Origin of the sequence: Actinacidiphila yeochonensis CN732, from assembly GCF_000745345.1 — a bacterium.
Lineage (GTDB): Bacteria > Actinomycetota > Actinomycetes > Streptomycetales > Streptomycetaceae > Actinacidiphila > Actinacidiphila yeochonensis.
This window is the reverse complement of the sequence record NZ_JQNR01000005.1, coordinates 2,820,884-2,834,699: the sequence shown is the minus strand read 5'-3', so window position 1 is coordinate 2,834,699 and position 13,816 is coordinate 2,820,884. Positions and strand designations below refer to the sequence as shown.

Annotated in this window: 11 protein-coding genes; all 11 read right to left on the bottom strand. The window is 73.2% G+C overall.

The window, feature by feature from the left end:
* Positions 1-315 precede the first annotated feature (315 nt).
* Entirely contained in the window at positions 316-1,641 is a 1,326-nt protein-coding gene (locus tag BS72_RS23825) for an MraY family glycosyltransferase (protein ID WP_037913413.1), read from the bottom strand.
* Between the two features lie 402 nt (positions 1,642-2,043).
* On the bottom strand, positions 2,044-2,664 hold the full coding sequence (locus BS72_RS23820) for an arsenate reductase/protein-tyrosine-phosphatase family protein (RefSeq protein ID WP_037917381.1): 621 nt from the start codon (positions 2,662-2,664) through the stop codon (positions 2,044-2,046).
* 44 nt (positions 2,665-2,708) lie between these two features.
* On the bottom strand, positions 2,709-3,356 hold the full coding sequence (locus BS72_RS23815) for an L-threonylcarbamoyladenylate synthase (RefSeq protein WP_037913411.1): 648 nt from the start codon (positions 3,354-3,356) through the stop codon (positions 2,709-2,711).
* A gap of 43 nt (positions 3,357-3,399) precedes the next feature.
* Complete coding sequence (gene prmC, locus BS72_RS23810; RefSeq protein ID WP_037913408.1) at positions 3,400-4,245, bottom strand: peptide chain release factor N(5)-glutamine methyltransferase; 846 nt, start codon at positions 4,243-4,245, stop codon at positions 3,400-3,402.
* A 14-nt stretch (positions 4,246-4,259) separates the two neighbouring features.
* The gene (gene prfA, locus BS72_RS23805) at positions 4,260-5,339 is read right to left on the bottom strand and encodes a peptide chain release factor 1 (RefSeq protein ID WP_037913404.1); all 1,080 of its coding nucleotides are present in this window, start codon (positions 5,337-5,339) and stop codon (positions 4,260-4,262) included.
* Between the two features lie 186 nt (positions 5,340-5,525).
* Positions 5,526-5,750 carry a 50S ribosomal protein L31 gene (rpmE, locus tag BS72_RS23800; RefSeq protein WP_037913402.1) on the bottom strand — a complete coding sequence of 75 codons (225 nt, stop codon included), beginning with the start codon at positions 5,748-5,750 and terminating at the stop codon, positions 5,526-5,528.
* A gap of 553 nt (positions 5,751-6,303) precedes the next feature.
* A complete protein-coding gene (locus BS72_RS23795; RefSeq protein WP_051951584.1) occupies positions 6,304-7,437 on the bottom strand; it encodes an LCP family protein in 1,134 nt (377 codons plus the stop codon).
* A gap of 343 nt (positions 7,438-7,780) precedes the next feature.
* A complete protein-coding gene (rho, locus tag BS72_RS23790; RefSeq protein WP_037913399.1) occupies positions 7,781-9,739 on the bottom strand; it encodes a transcription termination factor Rho in 1,959 nt (652 codons plus the stop codon).
* 363 nt (positions 9,740-10,102) lie between these two features.
* Complete coding sequence (thrB, locus tag BS72_RS23785; protein ID WP_037913397.1) at positions 10,103-11,026, bottom strand: homoserine kinase; 924 nt, start codon at positions 11,024-11,026, stop codon at positions 10,103-10,105.
* Between the two features lie 329 nt (positions 11,027-11,355).
* On the bottom strand, positions 11,356-12,447 hold the full coding sequence (gene thrC, locus BS72_RS23780; protein WP_037913395.1) for a threonine synthase: 1,092 nt from the start codon (positions 12,445-12,447) through the stop codon (positions 11,356-11,358).
* Between the two features lie 7 nt (positions 12,448-12,454).
* A complete protein-coding gene (locus BS72_RS23775) occupies positions 12,455-13,804 on the bottom strand; it encodes a homoserine dehydrogenase (protein ID WP_037913393.1) in 1,350 nt (449 codons plus the stop codon).
* Positions 13,805-13,816 lie beyond the last annotated feature (12 nt).

Genomic DNA, 13,816 nt, shown 5'->3' with positions numbered 1-13,816 from the left:
GGGGCGGCTCCTCCGGCGGGAGTTGGGGCGAGCGGTACGGCGAGCGGAGTCGTCGGAGACGAGCGGGGGACGGGGGCGAGGGTGCGCCACACGCCGGAAGACCATGTTTCTGGCGGTCTTTCGGCGGCTTCCCTGCTTTCGTGAACGCTATCACAAAGTATTTGATGCGGTCTTTACCATGGAGATGTGCCGCCTGTCACACGCGGGGGGTAGCGACACGCCGCCCAATGTACGGCAGAACGGCAGCAGATGGGACAGTACGTCACCAAGGGGCCACCGTGGGCACACCGTCGGGCACGCCCGGTCAGGCCACCGTCACCGGCCGGAGTCCACCCGCGTTCCGGTGGCGCGGTGTTCGGGCAGCCGCGGGCGGTCGCCGACGGCGGTGGCGCCGTTGAGCGCGGGCCGGTCGGCCGGGTCGGCGGCGCGCATCTCCCGCTCCGCGGCGGCCGCGGCGGCGGCCAGCCGGCGCCGGCGGCGCCGGTAGCGGGGCGGCACAACGGACTCGGCCCAGCGCGGGGCGTGCGGCCGGAAGGCCGGCAGCAGCAGCACCACCAGCCCGACGGCGCTGAGCGCGACGATCACCAGCACGATCCACAGGCTGGAGGAGCTGACCGAGAACGCCACCGAGGCGAAGGCGATCAGCGCGGCCCAGAAGTACATGATCATGACGGCCCGGCTGTGCGAGTGCCCGATCTCCAGCAGCCGGTGGTGCAGGTGGCCGCGGTCGGCGGCGAACGGCGACTGGCCCCGCCAGGTCCGGCGCACGATGGCCAGCACCAGGTCGGCGGCCGGGATGGCGATCATGGTCAGCGGCAGCAGCAGCGGCATGTAGACCGGGACCATGAAGTGGACGGTCTGCTTGGTGGACCCGGTGAACGACGTGATGGCGTCCGGGTCGACCTGGCCGGTGATGGAGATCGCGGCCGAGGAGAGCACCAGGCCGATCAGCATGGAGCCGGAGTCGCCCATGAAGATCCGCGCGGGGTGGATGTTGTGCGGCAGGAAGCCCAGGCACATCCCGATGAGGATCGCGGAGAAGAGCGTCGCGGGGGCGGCGGCCTCGATGCCGTAGCCGTACCACATGCGGTAGGCGTACATGAAGAACGCGACCGAGGCGATGCAGACCATGCCGGCGGCCAGGCCGTCGAGGCCGTCGACGAAGTTCACGGCGTTGATGGTGATGACCACCAGCGCGACGGTCAGCAGCGTGGACTGCACCGGGGTGAGGGCCACCGTGCCGATGCCGGGCACCGGGATCCACAGGATCGCCAGGCCCTGGAAGACCATGACGCCCGCGGCGATCATCTGGACGCCGAGCTTGACCAGCGCGTCCACGCCCCACTTGTCGTCGAGCACGCCGAGCAGCCAGATCAGGCCGGCACCGGACAGCAGCGCGCGCGGCTCGTTCGAGAGCGTGAAGACCGACGAGAGGTTGGTCAGGTGCGCGGCGACCACCAGGCCGGCGCACAGGCCGCCGAACATCGCGATGCCGCCCAGCCGGGGGGTCGGTTCGCGGTGCACGTCACGGTCGCGGATGGGTGGCATCGCGCCGGCGGCGATGGCGAACTTCCGCACCGGTCCGGTCAGCAGGTACGTGACCGCGGCGGCGATAAACAGGGTCAGCAGGTACTCGCGCACGCGCAGCCTCCCACGTTCTCGGGGGTACGCCGACGACGCGCGCACGTCCGGGAGATCCTCACAGCCTCACACCCTAGTGGTGGCCGGGTCGGGAGAGCGAACACCAGGGAGGACTCACAGCGGGCTGCGGCGGTTCCACCGCCCCGGTTGCGGGTATGAGTCGGGGTTCGTCCCCGTGCGGCGGCAGCGGCCGGCCGGTGAGACGGGGGACACTGCGGGACGCGGGAACGCTGCGGGACGCGGGGACGCCGGGGACCCGGGGCCGCTCGGTACGCCTGCCGTACGTCTGCGGGCCGCCGGCGCGGTTCCGGCGGGTCCTGCGGCGTCGGGCGGTCCTCGGAGGGCGGGTCCTGCGGTCGTCGGGCGGGAGCCGTCCGGCGGGTCCCGCGGGTCCCGCGGTCGTCAGACGGCTGCGGGGATGCCGGTGAGAGCGGTCACCACCGGGTCGAGGGCGTCCTGGATCTCCTCGCCGATGCTGCGGAAGTACGCCAGCGGCGCCCCGTACGGGTCGTGCACCTCGTCGGCGCCGAGGCTGGGCGCCAGCAGCCAGCCGCGCAGCGCGGCGGCGGCCTGGACCAGGGCGCGGGCCCGCTCGGCGACGCCGCCCTCGGGCAGGGTCGCCGGGTCTATGGCCCGCACCAGCCGGTTGAACTCCTTCAGCGTGAAGGTGCGCAGTCCCGCCGCGTGCCCCATGGACACCACGTGCGCGCGGTGGTCGCGGGTGGCGGTCAGGACGAGGTCGGCGTCGATCACGTGCTCGTCGAGGAGCTCACGGCCGGTGAAGCCGACGGTGTCGGCCCCGTACTCGGTGAGGACGGCGGCCGCGTGCTGCTCCATGGGCGCGCCCTCGTGGCCCCAGGTGCCGGCGGACTCGACGACGATGGCGCCGGCCGCCGCGCCGAGCCGCTGCGCCAGGCCGTGCCGCATCAGCCGCTCGGCCATCGGCGAGCGGCAGACGTTGCCGGTGCACACGTGCAGGACGCGCAGGGTGTCGGGGCGCGGCCGCGGCCCCGCCGGCGGCAGGTGGCCGGCGACCGCGCCGCCGGCCGCCCGCGGCAGGGGGGTCGTCAACGGCGCTCCTCCAGGTCGGGTACGACCTTGCGGAGCTCCTCCGCGCTGATCGCCCCGGCCCGCAGCAGCACCGGCACCTTGCCGGTGACGTCGACGATGCTGGACGGCACCGCGGCCGGGGTCGGCCCGGCGTCCAGGTAGACGGCGACGGAGTCGCCGAGCATGCCCTGGGCGGCGTCGCAGTCCTGCGGCGAGGGCATGCCGGTGAGGTTGGCGCTGGAGACGGCCATCGGGCCGGTCTCGGTGAGCAGTTCGATGGCGACGGGGTGCAGCGGCATGCGCACGCCGACGGTGCCGCGGGTGTCGCCCAGGTCCCAGCGCAGCGACGGCTGGTGCTTGGTGACCAGGGTCAGCGCGCCCGGCCAGAAGGCGTCGACCAGCTCCCAGGCCTGCTCGGAGAAGTCGGTGACGATGCCGTGCAGGGTGTTGGGCGAGCCGACCAGCACCGGCGAGGGCATGTTGCGGCCGCGGCCCTTGGCCTCCAGCAGGTCGCCTACGGCGTCCTTGTCGAAGGCGTCGGCGCCGATGCCGTAGACGGTGTCGGTCGGCAGGACGACGAGTTCGCCCCGCTTGACCGCCGAGACGGCCTCACGCAGGCCGGTGACCCGGTCGGTCGCGTCCGCGCAGTCGTATCGCCGTGCCATGGGATGTCCTCCAGGAACTGAGCTGGTGCGAGGGGCTGGGCGCTCACGGCGTCGCCTTGCGGGCGGACGTGAAGCGCGGGCGGTTGTTGAGGTCGGGGTGGTCGGCGGCGTCGGCCCACCCGGCGTCCTCGTCGAAGATCCACGGCACCTGGCCGCCCTGGGAGTCGGCGTGCTCGATGACGACCACCCCGCCGGGGCGCAGCAGCCGGTGCGCGGTGCGCTCGATGCCGCGGATGGCGTCGAGGCCGTCGGTGCCGGAGAACAGGGCGAGTTCGGGATCGTGGTCGCGCGCCTCGGGTGCCATCAGGGCGCGTTCGGTGGTGGGGATGTAGGGCGGGTTGGAGACCACGAGGTCCACCTGCCCGTTGAGGTCGGGGAATGCGGTGAGGGCGTCGCCCTCGCGCAGGTCGACCTTGCTGCCCGCGGTGTTCCTGCGGGCCCACTCCAGCGCCTGCGGGGACAGCTCCACGGCGTGCACCCGGGACCGGGGCACCTCCTGGGCCAGCGCCAGCGCGATGGCGCCGGAGCCGGTGCACAGGTCGACGATGCGGGGCTCGGCGACGTCCATGGCGCGGACGGCGTCTATCGCCCAGCCGACCACCGACTCCGTCTCCGGCCGCGGCACGAACACCCCGGGTCCGACCTGGAGTTCCAGGTAGCGGAAGAAGGCGCGTCCGGTGATGTGCTGGAGCGGTTCGCGGGCCTCACGGCGGGCCACGGCCTCCCAGTAGCGCGCGTCGAAGTCGGCGTCGGCCACGGTGTGCAGCTGGCCGCGCTTGACGTCGTGGACGTACGCGGCCAGTTCCTCCGCGTCGAAGCGCGGCGAGGGCACCCCGGCGTCGGCCAGCCGCTGGGCGGCCTGCGCCACCTCGGCGAGCAGCAGGTTCACGTCCCGTCCTCTCCTCAGTCGCCCTCGCCGGCGGCGGCGAGCTTCGCGGCGGAGTCGGCGTCGACGCACGCCTGGATGACCGCGTCGATCCCGCCGTCGAGCACCTCGTCCAGGTTGTACGCCTTGAAGCCCACCCGGTGGTCGGAGATGCGGTTCTCCGGGAAGTTGTAGGTGCGGATCCGCTCCGAGCGGTCGACGGTGCGCACCTGGCTGCGGCGGGCGTCGGACGCCTCCCGCTCGGCCTCCTCCTGGGCGGCGGCCAGCAGCCGGGAGCGCAGGATGCGCATCGCCGACTCCTTGTTCTGCAGCTGGCTCTTCTCATTCTGGCAGGAGACCACCAGGCCGCTGGGGAGGTGGGTGATGCGCACGGCGGAGTCGGTGGTGTTGACCGACTGGCCGCCGGGCCCCGAGGAGCGGTAGACGTCGATCCGCAGGTCGTTGGGGCCGATCTCCACCTCGACCTCCTCGGCCTCCGGGGTGACCAGCACGCCCGCGGCGGAGGTGTGGATACGGCCCTGCGACTCGGTGGCCGGCACCCGCTGCACCCGGTGCACGCCGCCCTCGTACTTCAGCCGCGCCCACACGCCCTGCCCGGGCTCGTGCGAGGCCTTGGCCTTCACGGCGACCTGGACGTCCTTGTAGCCGCCGAGGTCGGAGGCGTTGGCGTCGAGGATCTCGGTGCGCCAGCCGAGCCGCTCGGCGTACCGCAGGTACATCCGCAGCAGGTCGCCGGCGAACAGGGCGGACTCCTCGCCGCCCTCGCCGGCCTTGACCTCCAGGATCACGTCCTTGTCGTCGTTGGGGTCGCGCGGCACCAGCAGCAGCCGCAGCCGCTCGGTGAGGTCCTCGCGGTGCTTCTCCAGCTCCTTGACCTCGGCGGCGAAGTCCGGGTCGTCCGCGGCCAGTTCACGGGCGGTGTCGAGGTCCTCGCCGGTCTGCCGCCACTCGCGGTAGGCGCCGACGATGGGGGTGAGCTCCGCGTAGCGCTTGTTGAGCTTGCGGGCGTTGGCCTGGTCGGAGTGGACCGCGGGGTCGGCAAGCTGCTTTTCGAGGTCGGCGTGTTCGCCGATCAGTTCCTCGACCGCCTCGAACATGGTGGATTCCTGGAGGAGTAGATGCTGCCTGATGCTGGGGGACGGCGCTGACAGCGCTGTCGGCGCGGGTGGGACCTGCGCCTCCGGGCGGCTGCCGCCGGTGGGGCGGCACTGCCGGGGACGACAAAGCGCCGGCCCGCGACGCACCTGGACGGAGCGTCGCGGAGACCGGCGCTGGCGGGACCGCTACTTCTTGCCGGACCCGGCGTTCTTGCCGAAGCGGGCCTCGAAGCGGGCCACGCGGCCGCCGGTGTCGAGGATCTTCTGCTTGCCCGTGTAGAACGGGTGGCACTCGGAGCACACGTCCGCGCGGATCTGGCCGCTGGTCTCGGTGCTACGGGTGGTGAACGACGCGCCGCAGGTGCAGGTGACCTGGGTCTCGACGTACTCGGGGTGGATCTCGCGCTTCAAGGGTGCTCCTAGGTTCCGGAGGGCGCCGGGTCGCACAGGCGGGGTTGCCGATGCGTGAACCGGGGCCAGCGGACCAGTCTGCCAGGACCGGCCCTTTGGGACAAAACCAGGTCCGGGACCGGAACATTCCCGTGGACATCGTCGCAGGTCAGCGGGGTGAGAGCAGGTGCCGGCGGCGACGGCCGGGACCACGGGTGCGGCCTCGCGCGGGCCGTCACGGGTCCGTCACGGGTCCGTCGTAGGCCGACGCGGGTTCCGCCGCAGGTCGGGAGGGCCGCCGGACCACTGGACGGGGCCTGAGGGGGCCTGAGGGGGTCGAGGAGGCGCCTGCGCGGCCTCGTGGGCCGCCTTGGCCGGCGGGGGGCTTGCGGGCTCCCAGGTCGGCGCTTGAGGGCTCCGGACGGCGCTCGCCGCCGCGCCGGGGCCGCTCGGGGACGGCCCTGCGCCGCTCGGCACGGCCCGGCGGGTTCGGGACGGCCCTGGGGGTGTCGGGGCAGCCCTGGGGGCGGGCAGCCCTGGGGGGCGGGGTGTCGCCGGCCGCCGCTCGGCGCTCTCAGCCGCCGTGCGAGGCGGACGGCTTCGGCTCCGGTTCGGCCTGGAGGACACCGCCCGCGTCGCCGCGTCCCCCGGCCGAGCCCGTCACCGCGGCGGCGGGCACCGGGCGGTCGGCCCGTAGCGCCGCCCACACCATCGCGGTCTGCCGGGGCAGCGGCTCGACCCGGTTCGGGTTCGACGGGTCGTACCGCACCGGCAGCGTCACCATCTGCGTGTTCGTCGAGTCCAGGTGCCGCACGCTCTGGGCCAGGCCCATCAGCTTGTCCACGGAGCCGAGGCCGGTGTCGGTGGTGACGGCGCGGGTGGCGGTGTCGGCCACGGCGAACAGCTTGGCGGGGTTGGTGGTCAGCCCGAGGCCGCCGATCCGGTCCATCAGCGCCTTCATGAACGCCTGCTGGAGCTGTATGCGGCCGAGGTCGCTGCCGTCGCCCACGGCGTGCCGGGTACGGACCAGGCCGAGCGCCTGCTCGCCGTCGAGCGTGTGGGTGCCGGCGGCGAGGGTGAGGTGGCTCTTGGTGTCGTGGATGGCCCGGGTGGTGGTCACCGGGACCCCGCCGAGGGTGTTCACCAGGTCCTTGAAGCCGGTGAAGTCCACCTCGACGTAGTGGTCCATGCGCAGCCCGGTGAGCTGCTCGGCGGTCTTGACGGCGCAGACCGGGCCGCCGACCTCGTAGGCGCTGTTGAACATCGTCTGCCGCTGCGCGGGGGCCGTCCGCCCGTCCGCGGTCGCGCAGGCCGGGCGCGTGACGAGGGTGTCGCGGGGGATGCTGACGACCGTGGCGCGCTTGTGGCCCTTGGCGAGGTGGACGACCATCGCGGTGTCCGAGCGGGCGGTGCCGCTGTCGTGGCCGTACTCGCGGTTGGCACCGGAGCGGGAGTCCGAGCCGAGGACCAGGATGTCCATCGAGCCGTTGCCCAGCTTGGCGGGCCGGTGGCCGCCCAGGGCCCCGTCGATGTCGACGCTGTCGATGTTGGCGTTGAGCCGGTGGTACGCGTACCCCGCGCCCGCGCCGCCCAGCAGCACCACGCCGGCCGCGCTCCAGGCCGCGATGAGCAGCCCCCGGCGGTGTCGGCGGGTGCGGCCGGCTCCGGTGGGGCTGGAGCCGGTGCGGGGCTGCTGGTCGTCCGGCATGGGCGGGACCTCGGCTTCCTCCTGTCCGGATCACCGCCGGCGGTGCCGTGGAGCGTTCGCGGGCCGTACGACGCCTTCCGGAGGTGTCCGGTGTGTCAGACCTCCCATCGTGCGCCCGGCTCCCGCCCGCCGCCATCCGAGGGAGCGCGCCCCCGCCGCCACCTGGTCTTTCTCCCGATGCCCGGACCCGTCCGTCCGGAGACGCCGAGACGCCGAGACGCCGAGGACGCGGAAGCACCGAACAGCCGCGTCGCCGAGACGTGGAGACGCGGAGACGCCCGCGCACCCCCGGCTCGGCGGGGGCACGCGGGCGTCTCGGCCGGGCGGGCCTGACGGACCGGGGTCAGTCGTTGTTCTGCCCGGGGGTCGTCTTGGAGATCTGGAGCAGGAACTCGGCGTTCGACTTCGTCTGCTTCATCTTGTCCAGCAGCAGCTCGATCGCCTGCTGCTGGTCCAGGGCGTGCAGCACCCGGCGCAGCTTCCAGACGATGCCCAGCTCCTCGCCGCCGAGCAGGATCTCCTCCTTGCGGGTGCCGGACGCGTCGACGTCCACCGCGGGGAAGATGCGCTTGTCGGCGAGCTTCCGGTCGAGCTTGAGCTCCATGTTGCCGGTGCCCTTGAACTCCTCGAAGATCACCTCGTCCATCCGCGAGCCGGTCTCGACCAGCGCGGTGGCCAGGATGGTCAGCGAGCCGCCGTCCTCGATGTTGCGGGCGGCGCCGAAGAACCGCTTCGGCGGGTAGAGCGCCGTGGAGTCCACACCGCCGGACAGGATGCGGCCGGAGGCGGGCGCGGCCAGGTTGTAGGCGCGGCCCAGGCGGGTGATGGAGTCGAGCAGCACCACCACGTCGTGGCCCAGCTCCACCAGCCGCTTGGCGCGCTCGATCGCCAGCTCGGCGACGGTGGTGTGGTCCTCGGCGGGCCGGTCGAAGGTCGAGGAGATGACCTCGCCCTTCACCGACCGCTGCATGTCGGTGACCTCTTCCGGCCGCTCGTCGACGAGGACGACCATCAGGTGGCACTCGGGGTTGTTGGTGGTGATCGCGTTGGCGATCGCCTGCATGATCATCGTCTTGCCGGTCTTCGGCGGGGCGACGATCAGGCCGCGCTGGCCCTTGCCGATCGGCGAGACCATGTCGATGATCCGGGTGGTGAGCACGTTGGAGTCGCTCTCCAGCCGGAGCCGGTCCTGCGGGTACAGCGGGGTGAGCTTGTTGAACTCCGGACGGCCGCGGCCGGAGTCGGCGGCCATGCCGTTGGCGGAGTCCAGCCGGACCAGCGCGTTGAACTTCTCGCGCCGCTCGCCGTCCTTGGGCTGCCGCACCGCGCCGGTGACGTGGTCGCCCTTGCGCAGGCCGTTCTTGCGGACCTGGGCGAGCGAGACGTAGACGTCGTTGGGGCCCGGCAGGTAGCCGGAGGTGCGGATGAACGCGTAGTTGTCGAGGATGTCGAGGATGCCGGCGACCGGGATCAGCACGTCGTCCTCGGCCACCTGCGGCTCGGTGCCGAACTCCTCGCGGCCCCGGCCGCGGCCGCGGCGGTCGCGGTAGCGGCCCCGGCGCCGGCCGCGGCCGTCGCCGAACTCGTCGTCGTCCGCCTGCTGCTGGTTGGCGCCGGCCTGCTGGCCGCCGTGCTGGCCGGCGCCGCCGCCCTGCTGCTGCCGGTCGCGGCGGTTCTGGCCCTGCTGGCCGCCGCCCTGCTGGCCCTCGCCGCCCTCGTCGCCGCGGTTGCGCTGGCGGTCGCGCTGCCGCTCGCGGCGGTCGGCGCGGGCGCTGCGCTGACGCTCGGGCCGGTCGTCGCCCTGGCCCTGGCGGTCGCCGCCCTTGTCGGCCTTGTCGGCCTTTTCGGCACGGTCGGCCTTGTCGGCCCTGGTGTCCTTGTCGGCGGCGTCGGCGCGGTCGGACGCCGCGGCCTTCTCGCCGGCCGGCTGGCCCGGGATCTCGATCTGCGTCTGCGGGGCCTCGGCCGTCTCCGCCTGCTCAAGGCGGGCGCGGGAGGTGGCCCGGCGCTTGGGCTTCTCGGTCGCCGCACCCTCGGCCGCGGCCGCCGCGGGGGCCGCGCCACCGGCCTGCCGCTCCCGGATCGTCTCGATCAGCTGGCCCTTGCGCATCCGCGCGGTGCCCTTGATACCCAGACCTGCGGCTACCTGCTGGAGCTCGGCCAGCACCATGCCCTCCAGGCCGGTGCCGGACCGGCGTCGCCGTGAGGTGGCCGCGGCAGCACCGGCGGCAGGCGCGTCGGCTTCGGACGCGGCGACAGTGTTGTCTGCGCGCACGCCCATCAGATCGGTGGTGTCGCTCACGAAGGGTCCTTCCCTGGAGCGGACGTCGGCCTGAGCGGCTCGGCGACCGGTCGTGCTGTCCGGGTCCTGCGTTCCCGCTGATGGAACCCGGGGCGGTGGTCCGCCTGATGGCGGCAGAGATACATACGTGCCCTCGGCACGGAAGAGGTGCTCGTACCGAGATCCGGAGCATGCTCGACACGTCCGGACAGGCTGTCCGGTGCGACCGGACTGGCTGCCTATGCGGTGTGGGAGGCTCCCGGAAGAAGTGCGGTCCCACAACGGGGACACAGCCCATCGCGCCCATGGGGCGGCGAATGCTGGCTTGAGGTTAACACTACCCGGTCCAACAGATATTCCCCCTCTCTTCGACCGGCAATCGTGTCACTGCCCACTGGAGAGCGGCAGGACACTCGCCCCGGCGGCGTCGAGCGCCAGGCGGTTGGCCGCCCAGCCCTCACCCGCGAACCGGGAGACCTTGTCAGCGGCGTCCTCGTCGGTCAGCGCGAGCACGGTGGGCCCGGCACCCGACACGACGGCGGGGACGCCCGCCGCGCGCAGCCGGTTCACCAGCGCCAGGGTCTCCGGCATCGCCGGCCCCCGGTACTCCTGGTGCAGCCGGTCCTCGGTCGCGGCGAGCAGCAGCTCGGGACGCCTGGTCAGCGCCTCGACGAGCAGCGCGGCCCGCCCCGCGTTGGCCGCGGCGTCCACGTGCGGGACGGTGCGCGGCAGCAGCCCGCGGGCGGTCTCGGTGAGCAGCGGCGTGCCGGGGACGAAGACCACCGGGACCAGCGAGGCGGCGGGCTCCATCCGGACCGCCCTGGCCGCGCCGCCCTCGGTCCACGCCACCGTGAAGCCGCCCATCAGGCAGGCCGCGACGTTGTCGGGGTGGCCCTCGATCTCGGTGGCGAGCTCCAGCAGCGCGGTGTCGTCCAGCTGCGCCGGGCCGCCTATGGTGACCGCGCGGGCGGCCATGATGCCCGCGCAGATGGCGGCCGAGGAGGAGCCGAGGCCGCGGCCGTGCGGGATGCGGTTGGCGCACACCACCTCAAGGCCGCGCGGCTGGCCGCCGAGCAGGTCGAACGCGGTCCGCAGGGAGCGGACGACCAGGTGCTTCTCGTCGCGCGGCAGCGTTTCGGCGCCCTCACCCGCGATGTCGACGTGCAGCCCGGAGTCGGCGACGCGGACCACCACGTCGTCGTAGAGGCCGAGGGCCAGGCCGAGGGCGTCGAAGCCGGGGCCGAGGTTCGCGCTGGTCGCGGGGACACGCACTCGTACCGCCGCAGCGCGGAACGCGGGACCGGCCATCGTTCGACGAATCTCCTTTTGCGGGTCGCTCCCGGGCACGGCGTCCTGCCGGGCGGCGGAGCGGGAGGGGCGGTCGGAGGCGACCGCTGGAGGTGGGCGCACCGCGTGCGCCTGTGGTCCAAGCCTATCGAAACAAGGTTCCCCCGCGACATAGGGCGCACACACCGCGCTTGAAGCGTGTCGCACCGTCGCGGGCACCGGGGCGCGCCGCCGTGCGCGCCCCTCCGCCCGACCCCCTCGGCGGGGCATCCGGGGGGAATCCCGCGGGCCCTCGGCCCCATGGGTCGGCCGTTCCCGGGGGCCGGGCCGCGAGCCCGGCCCCCAGGGGGTCAGACCAGGCCGAGCCGCGCGGCGGCGGCGTCCGCGTCGACGGGCACGGTGGTGGGCTGGGGGGCGCCGGCCACCGCCCAGTCCGGGTCCTTCAGGCCGTTGCCGGTCACCGTGCAGACGATGCGCTGCCCGGGGTCGACCCGGCCCTCGTCGGCGGCCTTGAGCAGGCCGGCCACCGACGCGGCGGAGGCGGGCTCCACGAAGACTCCCTCGCTGGCGGCCAGCAGCCGGTAGGCGGAGAGGATCTGACGGTCCGTCACAGCCTCGATCAGGCCGCCGGACTCGTCACGGGCCTCCTCGGCGAACTGCCAGGAGGCGGGGTTGCCGATCCGGATCGCGGTGGCGATGGTCTGCGGCTGCCGCACCGGGGCACCGTTGACGATCGGCGCCGACCCGGCCGCCTGGAAGCCCCACATCCGCGGCTTGCGGGTGGAGACGCCGTCGTCGGCGTACTCGCGGTACCCCTTCCAGTACGCCGTGATGTTGCCGGCGTTGCCGACCGGCAGGACGTGCACGTCGGGCGCGTCGCCGAGCGCGTCCACGATCTCGAACGCGGCCGTCTTCTGGCCCTCGATGCGCACCGGGTTCACCGAGTTGACCAGCGCCACCGGGTACTTCTCGCTCAGGCCGCGGGCCAGGTCGAGGCAGTCGTCGAAGTTGCCGTCGACCTGGAGGATGCGGCTGCCGTGCACCAGCGCCTGGCCCATCTTGCCCAGCGCGATCTTGCCCTGCGGCACCAGTACGGCGCACACCATGCCGGCCCGCACCGCGTAGGCGGCGGCCGAGGCGGAGGTGTTGCCGGTGGACGCGCAGATGACCGCCTGGGCGCCCTCCTCCTTGGCCTTGGAGATGGCCATGGTCATGCCGCGGTCCTTGAACGAGCCGGTGGGGTTGGCCCCCTCGACCTTCAGGAAGACGTCGCAGCCGGTCCGCTCGGACAGCAGCTGGGCGCGCACCAGCGGCGTGCCCCCCTCCAGCAGCGAGACCACCGGGGTCTCCGCGCTGACCGGCAGGCGGTCGCGGTACTCCTCGATGATGCCGCGCCACTGGTGGGTGCCCGAGCTGCGCGGACGGTCGATGGTTGCGTTCATTGCGGGTCTACTCCCCTTCCACACGCATGATGCTGGCCACGCCGCGTACCGTGTCGAGCTTGCGGAGGCTGGCGACGGTCGCCGTGAGAGCGGCGTCCGTCGCGCGGTGGGTGACCACGACGAGCGACGCCTCGCCACCCTCACGCTCTCCGCCACCGCCCTGCTCGAAGGCGGCCTCATCGCCGCTGCCCTGGTTTCTGCCCTGCTGGCGCACCGTGTCGATGGACACGTCGTGCTCGGCGAACACCGTGGCGACCTGTGCGAGGACGCCCGGCTTGTCCGCCACGTCGAGGCTGATGTGGTAGCGGGTGACCACATCCCCCATCGGGCTCACCGGCAGTTGCGTGTACGCGGACTCGCCGGCTCCGGTGGTCGCCGCGAGCTTGTTGCGGCAGGCGGCCACCAGGTCGCCGAGGACGGCGGAGGCGGTGGGTGCACCGCCCGCGCCGGGACCGTAGAACATCAGCCGCCCAGCCGCCTCGGCCTCCACGAAGACCGCGTTGTACGCCTCGCGTACCGAGGCCAGCGGGTGGCTGAGGGGGATCATCGCCGGGTGCACCCGGGCGGTGACCGAGCTGCCGTCGTCCTTGCGCTCGCAGATCGCGAGCATCTTGACGATACAGCCCATCTTGCGCGCCGAGGCGATGTCGGCCGCGGTCACCTCGGTGAGCCCCTCGCGGTGCACGTCGTCGATGGTGACGCGGGTGTGGAAGGCGATCCCGGCCAGGATCGCGGCCTTCGCGGCGGCGTCGAAGCCCTCCACGTCGGCGGTGGGGTCGGCCTCCGCGTAACCGAGCGCGGTGGCCTCGTCCAGCGCCTCGCTGTAGCCGGCGCCGGTGGAGTCCATCTTGTCGAGGATGAAGTTGGTGGTGCCGTTGACGATGCCCAGCACCCGGTTGACCCGGTCCCCCGCCAGCGACTCGCGCAGCGGCCGGATCAGCGGGATCGCGCCCGCCACGGCCGCCTCGTAGTACAGGTCGACGCCGTTCTCGACCGCCTTGGCGTGCAGGTTCGCGCCGTCGGCGGCCAGCAGCGCCTTGTTCGCCGACACCACCGAGGCGCCGTTCTCGAACGCCGTGGTGATCAGCGTGCGCACCGGCTCGATCCCGCCGATGACCTCGACGACGACGTCGAGGTCGCCCCGTTTGACCAGCGCGGTGGCGTCGGTGGTCAGCAGTTCGGCGGGGACCCCCTCGCGCACCCGGTGCGGGCGGCGCACCGCGATGCCCACCAGCTCGATGGGGGCGCCGATCCGGGCGGCGAGGTCGTCCGCCTGCGTCAGCAGAATGCGCGTGACCTCGGAGCCGACCACACCGCACCCCAGCAGCGCCACTTTCAGCGGACGCGTACGCATCATCCGACCTCGCTC

Coding starts and splice junctions, on each gene's coding strand:
- BS72_RS23775 (WP_037913393.1), bottom strand. CDS start 13,804: ATGATGCGTACGCGTCCGCTGAAAGTGGCGCTGCTGGGGTGCGGTGTG.
- BS72_RS23815 (WP_037913411.1), bottom strand. CDS start 3,356: ATGGCACGGCGATACGACTGCGCGGACGCGACCGACCGGGTCACCGGC.
- thrB (WP_037913397.1), bottom strand. CDS start 11,026: ATGGCCGGTCCCGCGTTCCGCGCTGCGGCGGTACGAGTGCGTGTCCCC.
- BS72_RS23795 (WP_051951584.1), bottom strand. CDS start 7,437: ATGCCGGACGACCAGCAGCCCCGCACCGGCTCCAGCCCCACCGGAGCC.
- prfA (WP_037913404.1), bottom strand. CDS start 5,339: ATGTTCGAGGCGGTCGAGGAACTGATCGGCGAACACGCCGACCTCGAA.
- thrC (WP_037913395.1), bottom strand. CDS start 12,447: ATGAACGCAACCATCGACCGTCCGCGCAGCTCGGGCACCCACCAGTGG.